This window comes from Sporosarcina sp. Y1004 (assembly GCF_057669665.1).
This window is the reverse complement of the sequence record NZ_JBYHFQ010000006.1, coordinates 121,052-142,800: the sequence shown is the minus strand read 5'-3', so window position 1 is coordinate 142,800 and position 21,749 is coordinate 121,052. Positions and strand designations below refer to the sequence as shown.

Below are 21,749 nucleotides of genomic sequence, written 5' to 3'. Positions count from 1 at the left end.
TTTTATAGTTTACAGGCAATGCCTGATGTTACTGTCATAGAATTATCTCTTGTCAAATTTCCTTACTGCGAAATCCCCGATGAATTGAATGATGAAAACGATAATTAAAATTAAGATTGTTGCAATTAGTATAACGTCCTCACGACTGCGCTGGAATCCATCCAAAAACGCGAGATTCCCAAGTCCACCTGCGCCGATGATCCCCGCCATAGCGGTGTACCCGACAAGTGCGATTGCTGTTACGGTGATACCGGAGACAAGTGCTGGCATCGATTCCGGTAAGAGAACTTTAAAAATAATCGTCCTCGTTTTCGCTCCCATTGACTTCGAAGCTTCAATTACACCTTTATCAATCTCCTGCAATGCAATCAACACCATTCTTGCATAGAATGGAGCCGCTCCAATAATAAGTGCCGGCAATGCTGCATCCGGTCCGCGAATTGTGCCAAGAAGAAATTTCGTAAACGGAATAAGCAATATGATTAATATGATAAACGGAATTGATCTAAAAATATTGACGAATGCCCCTGAAATAACATTGACCAACTTATTCGACCACAGTTGTCCGGGACTTGTTAGGAAGAGTATGATTCCGAGTCCGAGTCCAATAATCAATGTGAACAGTGTTGAAATTGCTGTCATATAGAGCGTTTCTGCTGTCGCTTCCCACATCTTAGTCCAATCAACATTCGGAAAAAGGTTTTCAATCATTACCGATCACCTCTGTCTGAACATCATTTTCATTGAGGTATTGAATTGCTTCCTCAATAATTGTTGAATCTCCAAGGAGCTGGAGGATAAGTGAGCCATATGCTCCACCATGTGTATGGGAAATGTTTCCTTGGACGATATTGACACCCACATCGTATTTCCGAATGAGACTTGCGAGCACAGGTTGTTCCGTCTGCTCACCAACGAACACAAGCTTGATAAGTGTACCTGTTGGAAATTCATCCTTAATATGCGCCATTGCCTGCTTCGCTTCCGCGGGCTCCGTCACTTGAGAAACAAATCGCTTCGTAATGGCCTCTTTTGGCGATTGGAACACATCGAGTACGTCCCCCATCTCGACAACTTTCCCAGCTTCCATGACTGCAACCCTATGGCAGATTTTCCGGATTACGTGCATTTCATGTGTGATGAGAACAATCGTCAGTCCAAGCCTTTCATTAATACCAGTCAGAAGATCCAGTATCGAATCCGTCGTTTCCGGATCAAGAGCAGAAGTCGCCTCGTCGCAAAGTAGGACTTCAGGGTCGTTTGCAAGTGCACGAGCTATCCCTACACGCTGTTTCTGACCGCCCGACAATTCTGATGGATACGCATTTTCTCGACCAGTCAAACCAACCAGTTCAATCAGTTCCGCCACTTTCTTTTCGCGCTCGGCTTTTCGCACACCCGCGATTTCAAGAGGGAATGCAATATTGTCTTTCACCGTCCGCGACCACAGCAAGTTGAAATGTTGAAAAATCATACTCACTTTCTGCCGCGCTTCCCTCAAAGCTTTGCCTTTGATAGCCGACATTTCCAAACCGCCGATATTCACACTTCCTGAAGTAGGCATTTCTAGACCGTTCAACAGTCGAATCAAAGTACTTTTTCCAGCGCCACTATAACCGATCACACCGAAAATTTCACCATCAGCTATTTCGAGTGATACATTTTCAACCGCTGTAATACTGCCGGGTCCTTCACCGAACCGTTTATTAATATCCGTTAATTGAATCATTGATTTCACCTCTGAGATTTTGTCTATGTAAATTAAAATTAAGAATTCTTTCGTTGTCTTATGCCTGTCGGGGGCCGGCAGGATACAGGTCATGCAACCGTTATGACAGGACGTCGCGAACTTAGGTTGCGTTCCTTTAGCGGCGCCTTCTGCTTTTCTGGTGTCTAGCTGCAGGCGCCTTCCGCTTTTCTGTACAAAAAAAACCTTCCTGCAGACGGGCAGAAAGGCTTTACGTTATCATAAAATAAACGTTTGTCCAATCTCTCATCTCTCAAAGTATGCTATGCACTTTGTGTGATTTGGCACCATTTCACTTTCGTGACGGTTGCCGGGCTTCGTAGGGCACTATCCCTCCACCTCTCTTAATAAGAGCGACCTATTCAATTGTTGGTTAAGTCGTATTATATCAAATTCCTGTCTTGATTGTCAATCAATCAATTCCAACAGATACGGGACTGACTGAAAAGCATAGACTTTATGTTGTAAAACGCCATCCTTCTGTATCAACAAGCAAGGAACGCTTTCAATTTCATAGTCAATTGCCATAGATTGCACATAGTTCAAATCCGCTTTCCCGATTGGCATTTCCGGTTTCATGACAGAAATGACGTTCATCATTTTAGAAGCGACTGCACATGTACCACACATCGGTGTATATAAATAAAACGCAGAATCGGGTGAGTCCTTCAAAGTTGCCTCCCACTGTTCGCGTGTCCAATTTTCCATTTATCTTACATCCTTTAAAGTAAAAATTCGGGTCGGATTTTGAAATCCGCATTTTGTAGTATTTCAGCTAACACTTTATACGGGGTCGTCTCCACTTCCCGGTACTCTTTTTCTGTATATAGATGGATTGCTGCTGGAAATTCTCTTTTAAATAATACACGCGTTTTTTCACCATCTTCATCAGCATCGACAAAAACATACAGGTCCTGTTCTTCATAGGGCGCAAGCAACTCTTCAAGCCGATATGGGCTTACTGTACCGTTCGTACAAATGATTTTGACTGACTCCGCAAGTATACGCGCTAATCTTTTTCTATCCGAACCGCCCTCTACTATGATGATTTTTTCATCCGACAAGAGAGTTCCTCCTTCGCAAATCGACTAGTAAGATGCAAAAGACGCCGGAAATGTACCGGCGCCGTGTTGTAATTATTCTCCGATTGTCATTTTATCATACGCTTCTGCAGACATAAGTTCGTCCAACTCAGAAGTGTTAGAAGGTTCAACGACGACCATCCATGCATTTTCATACGGTGATTCATTGACGAATTCAGGGCTGTCTTCTAGTCCTTCGTTCACTTCAAGTACTTTACCGCTGATTGGAGCATATAATTCAGATACTGTTTTAACCGACTCAACGCTTCCGAAAGGCTCGTCCGCTTTGATTTCATCGCCAACAGATGGAAGTTCAACGAATACGATATCTCCAAGTTCAGATTGTGCAAAGTGTGTAATACCGATGCGGTAATTACCGTTTTCTTCCTTTACCCATTCGTGTTCTTCAGAATAACGCAGATCTTTTGGTGTGCTCATTTATACCCCTCCAAATAAATAGTTTCATTCTCTTCAATTCTGTCATATTTCTCTGATAAAGACAAGACTGTAACTTAATTGCCCCAGACTTTATTAAATTCTTCTTCCTTGAAACCGACAGTTACTTTTCCTTCTCCATAAACAATCGGTCTTTTGATGAGCATACCGTCTGATGATAGCAAACTAATTTTTTCTTCATCGGACATTGTAGGCAGTTTGTCTTTCAAATTAAGCTCTCTATATTTCATGCCGCTGACATTGAAAAACTTTTTCAATTCCAAATCAGAAGCTGCAATCATCTTTCCAAGTTCCTCTTCTGACGGAGGAGCTTCCGCAATGTTCACTTCTTGAAAGTCCAAGTTATTCGTTTCAAGCCACTTTTTCGCTTTTCTACACGTCCCGCATTTCGGGTAACCGTAGTAAATTAATCCCATACCGCAACGCCTCCATTTTTCACAGTATAACAGAAAAAACTACCTGGCATATATAGACAGCAGGATGTCAAAGTGAAATCTGCAATTTTACTTCATTAAAAGATCACGGCTGTTGATTAACCGTTTAGTTGCTTAAAACAATGGCGAGTAGGGCTAGATAATAGCCATTTTCACTGGACTATTTCCGGCCCGCTTTCGGCGAATTATTTACTACACTATTACCGAGAGGTAGGTGTGGCTATAAGTGACTTCGTCACTTATAGCCACACTCTTTTCGTTCATATTGTTGTGATTAATTGCCTGTCGCGTTCCTACAAAACTCAAGTGAAAAAAGCGGTTGCTTTGGAAGAAAAGAATAGATGATCTTCTATAAGAGTGTAAGTGCCCGAAGATGCAATTTCGGTCACTCTAGCACCTTGTACATTGAATTCTTCACTAACTTTCAGCAAAGATTATGTGATGTTCTATTAGAAATTGACACTTCCTTTATATAGTAATAGGGATCCAATAGTAGAAGGTTTGAGCGGCCAAAATTGTATCTTTGGCCGCTTCTCTCCAAGTAAGAAGCGAGCTATTCTTTCGTCCCGAAACACTTCGGCACTTCTTGTATTTGTGTCTTTGGAGAGCGACGGATGAACAACCACCATAAGATTACCAAAATGAAAAATAGGGATGCGACGAAGTCGCATCCCTATTTATTAAGACATCTCGGTAATGGTATAGAGGTCTTTCAATCCTAAGCGATTCAAAGACAACCATACTCGCAGTGCCCAGTGTGATTAAGTTATTTATCGGTTAATCGGTAGGAATGTTAAACGATAAACTTCTCTGCTTCGATTAGCTTGACCGAAGCTTCGCGTTTTTTAGCGATGATATTATAAGGATTTGAACGTGTTAATTTACGCAATGCAGAAATCATCATACGCTGGTTATCTCCGTCTACTGCTGCCAGAATCGTTTCTTTCGCATCTCGCTCGATGTCTTGAAAAGCTTCTTGACAGAAAATTTGTGTGTAAAGGATTTTTTGTTGAGACTTCTCTTCACCTACGCGTGCAATCGCTTTTTCCGATCGAAGAAGCGCGGATTCCATGGCAAAGATATTATTAGCGATGTCCGCAATGTTGACCAGCACCTCTTGCTCGGCTTCAAGCTTCGTGCCGAAACGCTGTGCAGCTAGACCTGCCGCAAGCAAACCAATCTTTTTAGCATTTTTAACGAGTACTTTCTCTTGTGCAAGTACTTCATCACCAATTTCCTCAGGCATCATCATAAGAAGTTCTTCTTGAAGCGCTTGTGCTTGTTGAAGCAATGGTAGTTCGCCTTTCATCGCTTTTTTCAGGAACGTCCCCGGAACAAGTAGACGGTTGATTTCATTAGTTCCTTCAAAAATACGGTTGATGCGTGAATCGCGGTAAATACGCTCTACTTCGTATTCTGCCATAAAGCCGTATCCACCGTGGAGTTGAACCGCTTCGTCGACAATGTAATCCAACACTTCGGACCCGACGACTTTGTTGATGGAACATTCGATTGCATATTCCGCAATTGCCGCTGCAATCGCTTTGCCATCTTTTTGCTCAGCAGGGCTCAACTGGCTTTGTCGCTCTTCAAAGTAGCCAACCGTACGGTAAATCAAACTTTCTGCTGCATATAGCCTGGATGCCATCGTCGCCAGTTTTTGTTTAGTCAAGTTGAATGAAGAAATTGGTGTTTTGAATTGCTGGCGCTGGTTCGTATAAGTAATTGCAAGTTCAAGCGCACGTTTAGATCCACCAATTGTGCCAACTCCCAATTTGTACCGTCCGATATTCAAGATATTGAACGCGATAATATGACCGCGACCGATTTCACCTAATAAGTTTTCTACAGGTACTTCAGCATCTTGTAAAATTAATGTACGTGTTGATGAAGATTTGATACCCATCTTTTTCTCTTCAGCTCCGACAGATACACCTGGGAATTCTTTTTCGACGATAAATGCAGAGAACTTATCGCCATCGATTTTCGCGTAAACAACAAATATATCTGCGAATCCGGCATTCGTAATCCACTGTTTTTCACCATTTAAGATGTAGTGTGTTCCAGCAGCATTCAATTTTGCATTTGTTTTCGCACCCAATGCGTCAGAACCAGAACCTGGCTCAGTCAGTGCATATGCAGAGATTTTGTCACCTGATACAGAGTTTTCCAAATACTTTTTCTTCTGTTCTTCATTTCCGAAAAGTACGATTGGTAATGTTCCGATACCAACATGTGCGCCATGAGTAATCGAGAATCCGCCTGCTACAGACATCTTTTCTGAGATAAGTGCAGACGCGATTTTGTCGAGTCCAAGACCACCGTATTCTTCTGGTACATCCGCTCCTAGAAGTCCTAGATCCCCCGCAGATTTAAGTAGTCTTACAGAGTGCTCGAATTCATGGTTTTCAAGATTTTCCACGACAGGTGTAACTTCATTTTTCACGTAGTCTTCTGCTGTTTTTGCAATCATTTTCTGTTCATCAGTAAAGTCTTCAGGGGTAAATACACGGTTTGCCTCAATGTCTTCTGTTAGGAAAGCTCCGCCTTTTATCAGTTCGTTCGTTTTTAATTCAGTCAATGTAGTCTCCTCCTTTTTTTCTTGAAAGATTGTCAGTTTTCATTGTCTAGCTCCGAGCGCCAGCCCCTCGGGGTCACAAGTCATTTCGCTAGAGAGGCTGAGGTGCGCCTCTTAGCAAACTGTCTTGTGCCTGTCGGGGCTAAACGGCGCCCTCCGCTAGGCCTACAGGATGTAGGTCATGCAGTCGTTGCGACAGGACGCCGCGACCTTAGACTGCGTTCCTTCTATATAAGTTCAAATACGCCCGCTGCGCCCATTCCGCCGCCGATACACATTGTAACGACGCCGAACTGTTTACCTTGTCGTTTTAATTCACTCATCATGCGTATTGTTAGTATCGTTCCTGTTGCTCCAAGTGGATGCCCAAGGGAGATTGCTCCGCCGTTGAAATTTACTTTTTCGATATCAAGGCCTAAATGGCGAATAACTTGAAGTGATTGAGACGCAAACGCTTCATTCAACTCCCAGACATCGATATCTTCAATTGAAAGTCCTGCCAGTTTAAGAGCTTTTGGTATTGCCACAATCGGACCAATGCCCATCACTTCAGGAGGCACGCCGCCCACTGCAAATGACAAGAACTTCGCGATTGGTTTCAAGCCTTGTGCTTCAGCCACTTCACGGTCCATAACAAGTACAGAACCTGCTCCGTCCGATGTTTGTGATGAGTTCCCCGCAGTAACAGTACCTGTCACTGAGAATGCCGGACGCAATTTAGCCAATCCCTCCACGCTTGTTCCGTGACGAACGCCTTCGTCCATTTCAAACATGAACTTCTTCTCGCTATACTTCCCGTTATCATCTACAGTACGTTTCACGATTTCGACGGGTACGATTTCATCATCGAATTTCCCAGCTGCAATCGCCGCCCCCGCTTTTTGGTGGGATAAAACAGCAAATTCATCCTGGTCTTGACGCGTAATGCCATATTTCACCGCAACTTGCTCAGCAGTGTGACCCATACCCATATAATACTGAGGAGCCGTTTCCGCTAAGTGCGCATTCGGTCTAATTGTATTTCCCATCATGGGCACCATACTCATTGACTCGACGCCACCAGCGATAATTGCTTGTGAAGAGCCCAGCATTATACGCTCAGCCGCATAGGCAATTGACTGTAGTCCTGATGAACAGTACCGGTTTATTGTAATGGCAGGCGTCGTATCTGGAAGACCTGCAAGTGCGCCTATATTGCGAGCAACGTTCAATCCTTGTTCCGCTTCAGGCATTGCACAGCCAATGATTAGGTCGTCAATTGGTCCGTCATAACCACCCGCACGTTTCAATGTTTCTTTAATCACAAGTGCCCCTAAATCATCCGGGCGTACTGTTGCAAGTGTGCCTCTGCCCGATTTCCCAACCGGCGTCCGTGCACCGGCTACTATTACTGCTTCACGCATTGAATTTCCTCCTCTTTGCTATATACAATCCAACATTAATTGCGCAGTGGTTTGCCTTTAACGAGCATATGTTGCATACGTTGCTGTGATTTCGGTTCCGCCACAAGGCTAAGGAACGCTTCACGTTCAAGATCCAACATATATTGTTCGTCAACAAGTGTTCCGTATGGCACTTTTCCGCCCGATAAAACAAACGCCAACTTCTTCGCAATTTTCAAATCGTATTCACTGATATAACCAGATAAGAACATGCCTTCTGCACCTAACAGCATCGTCGCATAACCAGAATCGCCTGTAACAGGGATTTTTTCACGTTGAGGCGCTTTATAACCCATATCAAATAATGAAATTGCTGCCTGTTTCGCATCATAGATTAAGTGATCAGCGTTAACACTGATACCATTCGCGAAATCTAGGAAGTTGTTTTCACGTGCTTCTTCACCCGACGCGGAAACTTTTGCAGTTGCAATGGATTCGAATACTTTGTTAGCAACAAATTGATAGTCAATATGGACGCCATACGGCAATCCTTTCAAATGTTTCGTATATAGCCCGACGTTTCCTCCACCACCTGGTATCAAACCTACACCGGCTTCTACAAGCCCCATATACGTTTCCATTGAAGCTTGAATATGCGCGGCTGGCAGACAAACCTCTGCCCCGCCCCCAAGCGTCATTGCGAACGGCGCAGCGACAACAGGTTTTGAGGAATATTTGATTTTCATCATGGCATTTTGGAATGAACGTATGATGTAATCGAGTTCAAAGATATTATCATCTTGTGCTTCCATAAGAATCATCCCAAGGTTTGCGCCTACGCAGAAGTTTTTGCCTTGATTTCCGATGACGAGCCCTTTAAAGTTCTTCTCCACTTCATCCACAGCGAAATTGATCATTTGAATGATGTCGGGACCGATTGAATTCGATTGCGAATGGAATTCAAGAAGTGCCACACCATCGCCAAGGTCGATTAAACTAGCGCCAGAATTCTTTTTGATGACACCGTGTTTTTTCTTATACCGTTTCAAATCGATACTTTTTTCATTTATTGGGACAAGCTTATAATCCTCGCCATCAAAGAAGTAGCGTTCACTGTCTTCTTCTCTGTAAAAAGTTTCATAGCCTTTAGCTAGCAAACTTTGAACGAAAGAAGGAATTTCATAGCCTTCTTCCTTCATTCTAGTAACGGATTGTTCAACGCCGATTGCATCCCATATCTCAAAAGGCCCTTGCTGCCATCCAAAGCCCCATTTCATGGCATTGTCGAGTGCCACGATATCGTCTGCAATTTCACCGTGCAATTGTGCCGAATAGAGCATTGTCGGAGCTAGGATGTTCCAAAGAATTTCTCCTGTACGGTCATCCACATAGACAAGGGTTTTCACCTTACGAGCAAGCCCTTTTTGTTGTTTTGCCATTTCAATAGAAGGCGTTTTCAATTTTTTAGCCGGACTGTATTCAAAGGTCTCCGTATCCAGTTCAAGAATTTCTTTTCCTTGTTTCAAATAGAATCCTTGTTTCGCCTTAGCACCAATCCAGCCGTTTTCAATCATTTTCTTCATAAATGGCGGCAATTCAAATACCTTTTGCTCTTCGCCCTCTGTTTTATCGTAGACGTTTTTAGCTACATGCATGAAAGTATCTAGCCCTACAACGTCAAGCGTGCGGAATGTAGCAGAAGTAGGACGACCAATCAAAGTACCTGTAACCGAATCGACTTCACCGATAGAAAACCCACGTTTCTCCATCTCACGCACCGTGATTAGAAGACCATACGTACCTATCCGATTGGCGATAAAGTTAGGTGTGTCTTTAGCGATTACAACTCCTTTTCCAAGGACATCTTCCCCAAAACGAGTCATGAACTCAATGACTTCCGGAGCTGTTGTACTAGCCGGAATGACTTCAAGTAATTTCAAGTAGCGTGGTGGATTGAAAAAGTGCGTTCCTAGGAAGTGCTTTTGGAAGTCTTCCGAACGTCCCTCTGCCATCGCTTCAATGCTGATACCTGATGTATTTGAAGTGATAATTGTGCCTGTTTTACGAACCGCATCTATTTTTTCATATAACCCTTTTTTCACATCCAGATTTTCAACAATTACTTCTATAATCCAATCAACATCTTTTAATTTGTCTAAATCATCTTCAAAATTTCCTGCTTCTATGAGAGACAGATTGCTTTTCTTAGTCAGTGGCGCAGGTTTTTGTTTCAATAGTTTCTGTAATGCGCCTGCTGCAAACTTGTTACGTACCCCGCTACTTTCAAGTGTAAGTCCTTTAGCCACTTCCTCATCAGTTAACTTTCCAGGAATGATGTCGAGTAACAGGACGGGAATCCCAATATTTGCGAGATGGGCTGCTATGCCCGATCCCATGACGCCTGAACCTAAAACTGCCGCTTTTTTAATTTGATAAGCCACGTGTAAAGCCTCCCTTTTCCATTTGAATGAACACTCATTCATTTTATGGGCAAAAAAAATAGAAACTACTTCTATGACTCTTAGTGTAAAACACATTCACCATTTTCGCAATATTTAAATCGACTTTTCTCAATTTAAACGTTACCCTAACTACTCGAAACAGATTATTACCAGTCTACAGTGATAACGTTGTACAATATACCTATGAAGGAGGCTCATAAATTATGAAATCAATTACAACAGTAGAACAATTTAACGAAGTTATTTCAGGAGATTCTAAAGCACTTGTCAAATTCCAAGCAGGATGGTGCCCAGACTGCACACGTATGGATATGTTCATTGATCCAATCGTTGAAAAGTATGACACATACACATGGTATGATGTAGACCGCGACGTGTTGCCTGAAATCGCAGATAAGTATGAAGTTATGGGTATCCCAAGTCTTTTAATTTTCCAGAACGGTGAAAAACAAGCGCACTTACATAGTGCAAATGCAAAATCACCTTCACAAGTTACTGATTTCCTAGATAACGTAAAAGCTTAATCTATTAGTGAGTTACAAAGCGGTGGACAAATGTCTAACCGCTTTTGTATTTTAATGGACACTTTTACCAATTCGAGTATAATAGAGAAAACGGTATTGAGGTGCGTACATTGGAATATGAAACTGAAATCAATCAGCTTAAAGCTAAAATTGCATCTTATGAAAGAATTCTTCTGAATACAGCTGTACCAATCATTCCATCAATCGTCGAAAATACGATTTTGGTCCCTATTTCAGGACATACCGGTAAAGATCGTTTTGATTTAATACGTACCCGTGTCCTATGCTATGTTGGAGAGAATAAAGACGTAGAATGTGCTGTATTTGATTTTACCGGAGTAAGCCCAAAAGATATTGAGGAGTTCGATTTCAACCTCCTTACACTTGAAATCAACCAACTCGATGAAACTTTAAAACTAATGGGTATTCGTCCTATCTTCGTCGGGTTCAATCCACGTATTGTTAGAGAAGTTGTTCATGCTGGCATTCACTTGGATATTGAAACCTATGTGAATTTCAGAACTTCTTTAAAAGTTTTGTTGTCAAATAATGGTCAATCACTTCAATCAATCTGATGAAGCATTTGTTTCTGACGATGCTACAAAACAAGCACTCATTAAAAACTTACCCAACGATTTTGCCCAAATTAAAAATCGTGACATTGTCGGACGCGTGATTGCTAACTTCTATCAAGCAGATGAAGGGCTTGGTAACGCTCTTGCAGAAGGTACTCTTGCAGACGTTCAAAATATCTGTAATTGATATTCATAAAGTGAAGCAGTCTCCTTATAGACTGCTTCTTTTTTGTCGGCTTTACCTAGAAATTTTTGGAAATAACTTGCGTATAATTGCTTGAGGAGGTGTATATAGTGAAAAAAGTGCTAAACGTGATTGGGAAATCACAATATGATAATGATATCAATGAGTCATTCCGGGCTTCTGCATGTGGACCCGTCACTGCTCGTGTTCTGATGGATCAGATTTCTCCAGATGCATACCCTAATGACATAAACGACTTATATAAACTTCTTGGAACAACAAGAATCGGACTTTTAAAAAGACATTTCATCCGTAATATGCGCAAACTAATTGGAAGTGATTGGAATGTAGTTGAATGTGGTATTGATGAAGTGAAAAGACAAATCGATAATGACCGACTTGTTGCCGCCAAGTTTGATAAATGGTTTAGTTTGCGTTGGCGCGGAAGTTTTGAATTCGATTATCACTGGGTACCTGTTATCGGTTATGAAGTTCTAGATGAGGATATTACTCTATTTATCCATGATAACGGGGGAAGGAATCGGAATAGTCGCGTCCGGTCAGTTTCCTACAATCGAAACCGCTCGATATTATCTTTTGTAAAAATTGAACCTAGAGAATAATGAGTTCAAAAAGCTTCAATCGTTGCGAAACTATTTACTTGCATAGAAATATAGCTAGAAGAGCTTGAAACCCACATTTCACCGGAATATTTCAAGCCCGCTTTCGGCGAATTAATCAGGTTAGTTTTACCGAGAGGGCAAGCGTTGCAAGAAGTGACTCCGTCACATCTTGCAACGCTCTTTTCGGTTTTACTGTCGTGATTAATTGCCTGTCGCGTTCCTACAATATCTTAGTGAAAAATGCAGTTACTTTGGAAGAAAAGATTAGATAACTTTCTATAAAGAGTGTAAGTGCCCGAAGATGAAATTCCGGGCACTCTAGCACGTTGTACATAGTATTTTCTTCTAACTTTATAAGTAGGTGACACTTCCCTAAGTTGAAAATAGAGAAACTATATTAGAAGGTTAGAGCGGTCAAAATTGTATCTTTGACCGCTACTCTCCAGGTAAGAAGCAAGCTATGCTTTCGTCCAAAAAAGCTTCAGCACTTCATGTACTTATGTTTTTGGAGAGCGACGGATGAACAACCACCATACGATTACCGAAAAAATTGGAGGGGATGCGACAAAGTCGCATCCCCTCTAATTAAGACATCTCGATAAGCGTATAGAAGTTTGTTCAATTCAAAGCGATTCAAAAACAACTATGCTCATAATGCCCAGTGTGTGATTTCATAAAAACAGTGAATCTGCTTGTTTTAGAATCATCGAATACCCTTCTTTTTCTATCAATTCCCTCACTACATTATCATAAATAGGAATTTCCAACTCTTCAATCGAACCTTTCATTTCTAATTCACAATGAATTTCCGCCAGTTTTTTAGAGAGTAACAGCATGTCCATCTCTTCTTCTATTTTCTTCCGAATCGCGGGCGTCAGTTCATGGATCGAATTAATCACACCTTCAACTGTCCCGTGTTCTTTAATCAGTTTAAGGGCAGTTTTCGGTCCAATTCCTTTCACGCCGGGATAGCCATCGCTAGTATCCCCTGTAAATGCTTTTGTGTCGATGAACTGGATTGGTGTAATTCCGTATTCTTCTATAAAACGGTCCTCCGTATAAATGTCGTAAATGGCATATCCTTTTTTCGTGAATGCAATTCGGACACCCGGTCTAAGTAGCTGAAGCATATCTTTATCTCCAGTCACAATTGTGATATCCGCTTTATCGCTCCATGTTTTTACGAATGAACCAATTAGATCATCCGCTTCCATGCCAGGAACGCCATAGTTCTTCCAATTGATCATTTCGGAAACACTTCTAGCCATATCAAACTGCGGCACTAGTTCCGGTGCAGGTGCTGGTCTGTTCGCTTTGTATCCTTCAAATAAATCATTCCTAAATGTTTGCGAACCCATATCCCAGCAAACTGCCATATGTGTCGGTTTAAATAGTGACATCGCTGTCATCGTATGACGGGCAAATCCTTGAACCCCATTTGTTGGGACCCCCGATTCATTAGGAAAGTAATGTCCCATAGCTGATGTTGCAAAAAAAGAGCGGAATAAGAGAGCCATTCCGTCTACTAGTAAAATATGTGGTTTTTCTGCAGTAGTCATTAAATTTATTTCCCCTATCTGTCTTCCTATTCTTTCAAGACTTCTATCTATAATAGCATGCTTTCAATCTCTTCATTGCGGGTAAAGAATATTAGATTACATATAGGAGGTTGTAAATATGCATATTCACGAAGGTTCTTTGTACTGGCCTGAAACGATCCCGGTCCCCCCCGAACGAAAAAAGGTAGAAATCGCGTCACATTATGATGTCATTATTGTAGGTGGCGGGATGTCGGGAGCTCTTTCAGCACTTGCATTGGCAGACAAAGGTCTGTCCATCGCAGTGCTCGACAAACGGCAGATGGCTACGGGCAGTACAATGGCGAATACGGGGTTGCTTCAATATTCAAATGACATCATGCTTCATGAATTAATCGAACAAATCGGAGAAAAGGACGCTGTACGTTTTTATCAGTTATGTTTGGAATCAATGGAAGAACTAAAACAAACAGCTGAACGGTTGCCAATTGATCCTGATTTCATCAGCCGGCCAAGTGTTTATTATGCAAGTGACGAAAATGATTTAAAACGGATTAGGAAAGAGTATGAAACATTAAAGATTCATGGATTTTCTTGCGATTATTGGAACGAAGAAGAATTCCGCATGCATCTCCCCTTTTCAAAATCTGGGGCCATCGTGACATATGGCGATGCTGAAGTGAACCCCTATAAATTCGTCAATGGACTGTTACAATTAGTCGAGAAAATGGATGTCCATCTCTTTGAATATACGGCAGTGAATGGCGTAACCGAAGAAAATGGGCTGTTGGACGTTTCTACATCGTTAGGTGAATTCCATACCGATAAAGTTCTTTTTACAACTGGATATGAGACGCTTCCAGTAGGAAAACGGATTGGTGCTGACATTAACCGTTCGTATGTCATTGTTACTAAACCACTAGACACTTCCCCGATTTGGCATGAAAATGCGCTGATTTGGGAATCTAAGCGTCCTTATCTTTACATGCGGACAACAATCGACAATCGAATCATTGTAGGCGGGCTCGACGAGGATAAACCCCAAGCTCATCTTTCAAATGAATCAATTATGAAACGCGGTGAAAACCTAAAAAAACAACTAGAGGCACTTTTCCCAGAAATTCCGATTGAAATTGACTACGCTTATTGTGCAACATTTGGAGAGTCGCTAGATAACTTACCATTCATCGGAGAGCATCCGTCAAAAGGAAATCATTATTATCTACTTGGATATGGAGGCAATGGAACTGTTTACAGTATGCTAGGTTCAAAAATTATCGCCGATATTATGACAGGCAATGTGAATCCCGATGCTCAAATCGTACAACTCGAACGATACGACAACGCTTTAACCGGTGGACGAAGCGGAATTGCCTAAATAATGAACATGATAACAACTTGGCTTACTACTTCACCCAAGCAGAAATTGAGCAAGCTTTTCAATATCCGGCGTAAAAATACGATCTTCTTCAATTGGACGCACGATTTTCAGCAATTGGTCGAACTTGACACGGGTTTTCGGCGCCATCTGTTCGGGTCCGCGGATATGACAACCTGTCATTGCACACAGTGCTTCAATTGCAAGGACATTTCTCGCATTTTTAATGATTTCATGTGCATGCCTCGCACCGATTGTTCCCATTGAAACATGGTCTTCCTGATTACCAGATGACGGTATCGAATCGACGGATGCAGGGTGTGCGAGTGTTTTATTTTCTGATACCAGGCTTGCGGCTGAATACTGCAAGATCATGGCACCTGACTGCAGTCCTGGTTCGGGACTTAGGAATGGCGGTAATCCTTCATTCAATTGCGGATTAACGAGCCGTTCGATACGACGTTCGGAAATACTGGCAAGTTCCGCCACCCCTAGTTTCAAGAAATCCATCGCAAAGGCAATCGGCTGTCCATGGAAATTCCCCCCTGATACAACCGTGTCGCCATTATTAAAAATGAGCGGATTATCCGTTGCTGCGTTCATCTCAATCTCTAGTTTTTCTTTTACATAACCAAGTACCTGCCAGCTTGCACCGTGCACTTGTGGAATGCAACGAATGGAATAAGCATCTTGGACACGCTTTTCCCCTTGGATCGTAGTAAGAAGACTTCCATCTAACCAATCCAACATCCTCGCCGCCACATCTACTTGTTCAGGATAACCGCGTGCTTCATGTATGCTTGGATGAAATGCGTCTGTGATTCCATATAATGCTTCCATTGTCATAGCCGCTATCCACTCACTGTCAAAGGCAAGTGATTCTGCCTCTAAATAATTGACTATACCTTGTGCAGTCATCGCTTGCGTTCCATTTATGAGCGCAAGCCCTTCTTTCGCTTCAAGTACGATGGGCTCCATTCCATGCTTTTTCCACACATCTGCAGAAGGTGTATGCAATCCGTCTTCCCACACAAACCCTTCGCCTAGCAATACGAGTGCTAAATGAGCGAGAGGTGCAAGATCTCCTGATGCACCGAGTGAGCCTTGCTGAGGAATGACTGGATGGATACAGTTATTCACCATATAAGCGAAGCGTTCCAGCACTTCAGCACGAATTCCTGAAAACCCCTTCAGCAAAGCATTCAAACGGAGAACGACCATTGCACGCGAAACGGTTTCAGGGAAAGCCTCTCCCACCCCACACGAATGCGAACGAATCAGGTGAAGTTGCAAGGCTTTCGTATCCTTTTCATCGATTTTCACATCACTGAATTTGCCAAATCCAGTATTGATGCCATAAACAGTCCGGTCATCTCGCACAATTTTCTCGACAGCTTCACGACTTTTATGGACACGTTTCAATGCTTCACTGTTTAATGAAACACCCACTTCTTTATAAAGTATTTCACTCATCTGATTTAGGCGGAGAGAGGAACCTGTTAATTCAATCATGTCACCCATCCTTTATCTAAAATTACTTAACCTAGTCTTATCGTACATGATTAAAACACATAAAGTACCACTTTTCAGAAAGTTTAGTCTGTGCTAACAAGGCGCTGTTGTAGTTAGCTAAAGTGTTAAATAAGTAAAAAGAGTTCTCATAAATGGATGTTTTATTAGTTGGGGAAAACCGTTGTCTATTTAGCTCTTTTCCCTCCCTTTTCACCAATTTTTAAGCGAATAGTCCACGCATTTCATTTGTTGTCGCATAGGATAAGGGGAATCGCTTGGAAGGAGTGGAAGAATGGTTAACATGCAACCAGGTGGTCAAGGGGAACAGCAATGGTTCCCGAGATTACCTGATGGATATGAAGGTAATCCGTCGCAAGGAATGCAGGGATATGAGAATCAAGGCTGGCCGCCGGGCATGGGTATGCCTGGACAGGGAATGCAAGGATTTCCTTCGGGGCAAGGTGGGCAGGGATACGGAATGCCTGGATTCCCACCAGGGCAAGGCGGGCAGGGATACGGAATGCCTGGGTTCCCACCAGGGCAAGGCGGGCAAGGGTTCGGGATGCCTGATCCACCGGGGCAAGGTGGGCAAGGGTTCGGGATACCAGGTTTCCCAGGGCAAGGCGGTCCAGGATTCGGAGGGCCAGGTTTCCCAGGGCAAGGTGGTCCAGGATTCGGGGGGCCAGGTGGTCCAGGGCAAGGTGGACCACCTGGGCGAGGCGGCGGTCAAGGACAACAGCAAGGACAGCGGGCTCCTAGCTCACCACCTCCAAACCGAATACCGGAATATCCTAGTACTTCATTGTTCGCAGTAGACCCCGGGGCAATCCGCGGTTGTCTATTCCGCTACACTTTTATCTGGACATCGAGAAGACAAGGTTTTTGGTTCTTCCCGGTCTTCGTCGGTCGGACTTCAGTTGCGGGCTATAGATGGCGCAGCAGACAAAGAAGATGGCAATACATGGGCATGGACCTTAACCAAATTGACAGATTTACCTGCTAGAAATGCACGACCTTCATAATTATAACAACTTACATTTCAAATAATATATTCATATTTAACAAAGCGATTCCAATCGTCATCTGGAATCGCTTTGTTTCTGTTTAACTTTAATTGCCACGGGGTAAAAGGATATAATGAATGCGAAAAAGGAGTAATGGGCATGATAACACCAAACGACATGTACCAAAACCCCATTAGAACAGAGGTGATTTGATGAAAAAAGTATCCAACGTTTTTTGGATTACCCTAGTACTTGTTTTATTGACAGTTTTATACGGTGCTATCTCGCCGGAAAGCTTCGAAATAGTTACTAACAATATGAAGAATTTTATCACATCATCTTTCGGTTGGTATTATCTACTAGTTGTCACCGGGATTGTATTGTTCTGTCTGTTCTTTATTGTCAGTCCAATGGGACAGATTACACTAGGTAAGCCCGACGAAAAACCTGAGTATTCTCGTATTAGCTGGTTTTCAATGTTATTTTCAGCGGGTATGGGGATTGGCCTTGTTTTCTGGGGTGCCGCAGAACCTTTATCTCACTTTGCCATCAACCCAGCAACGGAACAACCAGAAACAGCCGCAGCCTTCCGTGAATCAATGCGCTTCACTTTTTTCCATTGGGGAATTCATGCATGGGCGATTTACGCTGTCGTCGCCATGACTCTTGCCTATTTCCAATTCCGTAAAGGAGAGCCCGGTTTGATATCTTCAACAATGAAACCGCTATTTGGAAAACGAATGGACGGTTGGTTAGGTACCGTGATCAACGTGTTTGCTGTTTTCGCGACAGTATTCGGAGTCGCAACGACACTAGGATTTGGCGCCATTCAAATTAACGGCGGATTAGCTTATCTGTTCGATTTGCCCATCAGTTTCCCTATTCAAGTTGGCATTATCGTTATTGTTACAATTATGTTTATTGCGTCTTCATGGTCAGGTCTAAGTAAAGGGATTAAATATTTGTCTAACATCAATATGGTTCTCGCATTAGTATTACTTATCCTTGTTGTTATACTTGGGCCAACCTTGTTAATTTTCAATACGTTTACTGATACAATCGGTACTTATTTGCAAAACTTGATACGGATGAGCTTCCGGGCCGCACCAGTTGACGACAGCCATCGTGCATGGATTAATGACTGGACCATTTTTTACTGGGCATGGTGGATTTCATGGGCTCCTTTCGTCGGTATATTCATCGCACGTGTATCGCGTGGTCGAACGATACGGGAATTCCTTGTCGGTGTCCTGATGTTACCAACTCTACTAAGCCTCTTCTGGTTTTCCGTTTTCGGTACGACTGCAATAGATGTACAAAAGAAAGGAACCGATCTGTCCGGACTAAAAACAGAGGAAACGCTTTTCGCCGTTTTCAATGCGATGCCAATGTCGATGACGCTATCGATTATCGCAGTCATTCTCGTTGCAATCTTTTTCATCACTTCCGCAGATTCTGCAACATTCGTACTTGGAATGCAGTCGACATACGGATCACTCAATCCGCCGAACACAGTGAAACTAACATGGGGTATCGCTCAGGCTGCTGTTGCCATGATTCTACTCTCTGCCAACGGACTAACTGCACTTCAGAATGCATTAATCATAGCAGCATTGCCCCTCTCCTTTATCATAATCCTTATGATGATCTCGTTTTATAAGGCGCTTGATAAAGAACGTAAGGAGATGGGGCTGATGGTAAGGCCTTATGAGAAGAAGCGGAAATTATAATTTGAAAAGCTAACGTTAATCACCACCCCAATCCAACAGTTAGATTATAGATAGAACCTAATTCATAGTTGAATTAGGTTCTATCTTTTTCTACTTAATTGGTCCTTTGGAACAATTTAATCTAACAATATACTCACTTTACAAACGACTTAATCATACATAGTCGGTAGGCGCATATATTTCATAGAGGAAGATATTAAGAAATGTAGAAGGTGGGAGATTGATAGAGGTGAGCGCGATATTACTTGGTGGGTTTCTTTTTTTCAGTGTAAGCATCGGGGGTGGGATTGCTTGGCAGGTATCAAGATACTTCCGAAATTCAACCGCGGGATTATCTCTATTATGCGGGGGATTTCTATTAGGATTACTCGCACTTGACATCATTCCAAGTGCGTTAAAAATGTACAAGCCATTTGGCATTATTCTGGGCATACTAATTGGATGTCTACTTTTCCTAGTCATTCATAATTTAATGCATACACTTACTATTAAAACGCCATCAGCACTCTTGCTGATGATTGCTTTACTGATACATACAATCCCCCTAAGTTTAACCATAGGAAACTTGTTGGAGAATTCGACAATTGGCATCACGATTACAGCTTCAATTATTCTTCATCATGTTCCGGAAGGTTTCGCCCTTACTACTGCCCTTCTTTCACAAGGGAAAAAACTATGGCTATTACTTTCTTGTTTCCTCACTTTATCCATTTTCTTCGGCCTATTCATATGGATTGGACATTACGTGAATCTCACAACAAAAGAGCAAGGCGTACTAATGGGTATTTCCATTGGTTTGATTGCCGCTACAAGCATCAGTGAATTTGTCTTACATCACATTAAAGTTGTTCCTTTCAAGATCTTTACAATGTACATTCTTATGGGTTATCTACTGAGCACTCTATTTCATTTGTTGCTTTAATTTTTGACCTTCAAAAAAGACGACCTCATCTAGAGTTAGATGAAATCGTCTTTGTTATATATATCGTTGCCGCACATCGCTTAAATGCTGTAATTTCGTGTTCTAAATCAATTCAGAATTCAATAAGAATCCTTCACTAAACTTCGTCGCTCAGAGGTTTATCGGAATGATACTTTAATAGTCTTGTTACACCCCGCCCCCAGCTGCAGCAGATTGAGCCGCTTTTGCGCAGTCAATTGCCACAACGAGCGCAACGAGTAGTGGTTCCATCTCATCATCTAGAATCTCCAACTGGTAGCTATCGCCCCATGTGAACCACTTTTTGCTGACAGCGCCAATCAGTTCCCCATGTCGGTACACTTCGAAATCCATATCCCACCAATTTCCCTGTACTTCAATTCCTGCCGCGTCAATTGAATAACGTGCTTTTAAAAATGAAAATTCCTTTTTTATCGTTACCGTTTCTTGGCCGTGTACTTTGGCAAAAAAAGTCGGTAGGAAACTAAACGTTTTTTTCGTGATCATTGCCACTTCCTGCATAGCCACATCCATAATCGAAAACGTCTTCGGTATTTGCATGAAGCTTCCTTCTACGAAATACACTTCTTTCTCTTCTGCATCCTTAACCGAAAATTTTCCGCCCAGACTAAATACCTTTTGCTTGATATACAACTGTCTCATTTAATCCCTCCTCGTACTAGAAGACCCTTTTCAATAAAACCCGTTATCTCTAATACGAATCGGATGACAAAACGTTTCACTTTCTCCATACAAAAAGAGCAAAACATTTAGTCTTGCTACTCTAACTCAAGCCCGCATCCGCGCCAACACCCGCTCCCCCGCCATGACATGACCTAAATAATATGGATACGCGACAACATTGTTGCGGTGGAAATATAATATATTCGCAGCATCCGTTTCATCGAAATGAAAAAGCATCGGCATTAAATAGGAGGCATTCGTCAATCGTTTTGGCGTCTCTCGGAACATGTCCTGATGGAGTGCGTGCGCATCCAAAACATTCTCACTGTAATAGAATGCGAATCGATCTGGCTTTGTTGTTTCGGCAACGTACAGCTTAATCTGACCAATGCTTAACTGATTTCGCGCAACCATTTTCGCAATCGCCTCGTCGTCATAGTCGATTGCAACCAGTCGCTCGGAATCTTCCTCCACTTTTACTTTCCCCTCGGCAATTGCCCAAAAAGTCCGATGTGCCAAGTGCACCATGTCCATTTCAATCGCCAACTGAAACACTTCTTGTACAAATACCATGTTCACGCCATCCTTTCTTTTAGCCTAGGTAGTTATAAAATCTCGTACCGAGAGTAAACTTGTATAAAGTGATTTGTCGTTTAGGCTCCGGGCGCCAGCCCTCGGGACATAAGCAATCCAATATATTTTGTAAACCCACTTATGCCCATCCCGCACATTCGTCGAGATGAGCGATCTAAAATGCAGTTGTTGCAGTAAAATGGCCGCGTTTAATCCAACTTGCATCGCAAGCGAAGGAATTACCTGAAGCGGTGACTCTTTGATTAATAAATTCATCACGAATCCTCCTTTGGTGAATAGCAACAAAAGCGTAAGCGCATGGTCAAGGGCGACAAACACATTT

At 42.4% G+C, this 21,749-nt stretch carries 21 protein-coding genes and 1 riboswitch; of the genes, 8 read left to right on the top strand and 13 right to left on the bottom strand.

Annotated features, from left to right (window positions below; all coding sequences use genetic code 11):
• Positions 1-42: 42 nt before the first annotated feature.
• The 9 genes from AC25Y6_RS06635 to AC25Y6_RS06595 form a co-directional block, all read right to left on the bottom strand.
• A complete protein-coding gene (locus tag AC25Y6_RS06635; RefSeq protein ID WP_482102257.1) occupies positions 43-711 on the bottom strand; it encodes a methionine ABC transporter permease in 669 nt (222 codons plus the stop codon).
• Positions 704-1,729 (bottom strand): methionine ABC transporter ATP-binding protein, encoded by a 1,026-nt coding sequence (locus AC25Y6_RS06630; protein WP_482102258.1) that lies wholly within the window; start codon positions 1,727-1,729, stop codon positions 704-706. The genes AC25Y6_RS06635 and AC25Y6_RS06630 overlap by 8 nt, the downstream gene beginning before the upstream one ends.
• A gap of 261 nt (positions 1,730-1,990) precedes the next feature.
• Positions 1,991-2,101: riboswitch (SAM riboswitch) on the bottom strand.
• A 54-nt stretch (positions 2,102-2,155) separates the two neighbouring features.
• A complete protein-coding gene (locus tag AC25Y6_RS06625) occupies positions 2,156-2,455 on the bottom strand; it encodes a thioredoxin family protein (protein WP_482102259.1) in 300 nt (99 codons plus the stop codon).
• A 14-nt stretch (positions 2,456-2,469) separates the two neighbouring features.
• Positions 2,470-2,811, bottom strand: coding sequence for a toprim domain-containing protein (locus AC25Y6_RS06620; protein ID WP_482105878.1), 342 nt, complete (start codon positions 2,809-2,811; stop codon positions 2,470-2,472).
• A gap of 72 nt (positions 2,812-2,883) precedes the next feature.
• The gene (gene gcvH / locus AC25Y6_RS06615) at positions 2,884-3,267 is read right to left on the bottom strand and encodes a glycine cleavage system protein GcvH (protein WP_482102261.1); all 384 of its coding nucleotides are present in this window, start codon (positions 3,265-3,267) and stop codon (positions 2,884-2,886) included.
• A gap of 74 nt (positions 3,268-3,341) precedes the next feature.
• Entirely contained in the window at positions 3,342-3,701 is a 360-nt protein-coding gene (locus AC25Y6_RS06610) for an arsenate reductase family protein (RefSeq protein WP_482102262.1), read from the bottom strand.
• An 811-nt stretch (positions 3,702-4,512) separates the two neighbouring features.
• Positions 4,513-6,300 carry an acyl-CoA dehydrogenase family protein gene (locus AC25Y6_RS06605; protein ID WP_482102263.1) on the bottom strand — a complete coding sequence of 596 codons (1,788 nt, stop codon included), beginning with the start codon at positions 6,298-6,300 and terminating at the stop codon, positions 4,513-4,515.
• 224 nt (positions 6,301-6,524) lie between these two features.
• Positions 6,525-7,700, bottom strand: a complete 1,176-nt coding sequence (locus AC25Y6_RS06600) for an acetyl-CoA C-acetyltransferase (protein WP_488142430.1) — start codon at positions 7,698-7,700, stop codon at positions 6,525-6,527.
• A 35-nt stretch (positions 7,701-7,735) separates the two neighbouring features.
• On the bottom strand, positions 7,736-10,120 hold the full coding sequence (locus AC25Y6_RS06595; protein ID WP_488142429.1) for a 3-hydroxyacyl-CoA dehydrogenase/enoyl-CoA hydratase family protein: 2,385 nt from the start codon (positions 10,118-10,120) through the stop codon (positions 7,736-7,738).
• A 224-nt stretch (positions 10,121-10,344) separates the two neighbouring features.
• Here AC25Y6_RS06595 and AC25Y6_RS06590 point away from each other — a divergent pair, with 224 nt between their 5' ends.
• From AC25Y6_RS06590 to AC25Y6_RS06575, 4 genes are all read left to right on the top strand, one after another.
• The gene (locus tag AC25Y6_RS06590; protein WP_488142428.1) at positions 10,345-10,665 is read left to right on the top strand and encodes a thioredoxin family protein; all 321 of its coding nucleotides are present in this window, start codon (positions 10,345-10,347) and stop codon (positions 10,663-10,665) included.
• Between the two features lie 101 nt (positions 10,666-10,766).
• A complete protein-coding gene (locus AC25Y6_RS06585) occupies positions 10,767-11,240 on the top strand; it encodes an STAS domain-containing protein (protein WP_488142427.1) in 474 nt (157 codons plus the stop codon).
• Positions 11,215-11,427, top strand: coding sequence for a catalase-related domain-containing protein (locus AC25Y6_RS06580; protein WP_488142426.1), 213 nt, complete (start codon positions 11,215-11,217; stop codon positions 11,425-11,427). The genes AC25Y6_RS06585 and AC25Y6_RS06580 overlap by 26 nt, the downstream gene beginning before the upstream one ends.
• Before the next feature lie 107 nt (positions 11,428-11,534).
• Positions 11,535-12,047: a hypothetical protein gene (locus AC25Y6_RS06575; RefSeq protein ID WP_488142425.1), complete on the top strand. Its 513-nt coding sequence runs from the start codon at positions 11,535-11,537 to the stop codon at positions 12,045-12,047.
• A 671-nt stretch (positions 12,048-12,718) separates the two neighbouring features.
• Here the strand turns inward: AC25Y6_RS06575 and AC25Y6_RS06570 are convergent.
• A complete protein-coding gene (locus tag AC25Y6_RS06570) occupies positions 12,719-13,606 on the bottom strand; it encodes a 5'-3' exonuclease (protein ID WP_488142424.1) in 888 nt (295 codons plus the stop codon).
• Positions 13,607-13,724: 118 nt separating this feature from the next.
• Here AC25Y6_RS06570 and AC25Y6_RS06565 point away from each other — a divergent pair, with 118 nt between their 5' ends.
• The gene (locus AC25Y6_RS06565; protein WP_488142423.1) at positions 13,725-14,963 is read left to right on the top strand and encodes an NAD(P)/FAD-dependent oxidoreductase; all 1,239 of its coding nucleotides are present in this window, start codon (positions 13,725-13,727) and stop codon (positions 14,961-14,963) included.
• Positions 14,964-14,996: 33 nt separating this feature from the next.
• On the opposite strand, the gene hutH is transcribed toward AC25Y6_RS06565, so the two are convergent.
• Complete coding sequence (gene hutH / locus AC25Y6_RS06560) at positions 14,997-16,475, bottom strand: histidine ammonia-lyase (protein WP_488142422.1); 1,479 nt, start codon at positions 16,473-16,475, stop codon at positions 14,997-14,999.
• Between the two features lie 292 nt (positions 16,476-16,767).
• On the opposite strand from hutH, the gene AC25Y6_RS06555 reads away from it, so the two are divergent.
• The 3 genes from AC25Y6_RS06555 to AC25Y6_RS06545 all read left to right on the top strand — a co-directional run bounded on the left by AC25Y6_RS06555 (position 16,768) and on the right by AC25Y6_RS06545 (position 20,131).
• Positions 16,768-17,478, top strand: a complete 711-nt coding sequence (locus tag AC25Y6_RS06555; RefSeq protein WP_488142421.1) for a hypothetical protein — start codon at positions 16,768-16,770, stop codon at positions 17,476-17,478.
• Positions 17,479-17,691: 213 nt separating this feature from the next.
• On the top strand, positions 17,692-19,209 hold the full coding sequence (locus AC25Y6_RS06550; protein WP_488142420.1) for a glycine betaine uptake BCCT transporter: 1,518 nt from the start codon (positions 17,692-17,694) through the stop codon (positions 19,207-19,209).
• 229 nt (positions 19,210-19,438) lie between these two features.
• Positions 19,439-20,131 (top strand): ZIP family metal transporter, encoded by a 693-nt coding sequence (locus tag AC25Y6_RS06545; RefSeq protein WP_488142419.1) that lies wholly within the window; start codon positions 19,439-19,441, stop codon positions 20,129-20,131.
• Between the two features lie 186 nt (positions 20,132-20,317).
• Here the strand turns inward: AC25Y6_RS06545 and AC25Y6_RS06540 are convergent, their stop codons facing one another.
• Both AC25Y6_RS06540 and AC25Y6_RS06535 read right to left on the bottom strand, forming a co-directional pair.
• Positions 20,318-20,812, bottom strand: a complete 495-nt coding sequence (locus tag AC25Y6_RS06540) for an LURP-one-related/scramblase family protein (RefSeq protein ID WP_488142418.1) — start codon at positions 20,810-20,812, stop codon at positions 20,318-20,320.
• 126 nt (positions 20,813-20,938) lie between these two features.
• On the bottom strand, positions 20,939-21,406 hold the full coding sequence (locus AC25Y6_RS06535; RefSeq protein ID WP_488142417.1) for a hypothetical protein: 468 nt from the start codon (positions 21,404-21,406) through the stop codon (positions 20,939-20,941).
• Between the last annotated feature and the right edge of the window lie 343 nt (positions 21,407-21,749).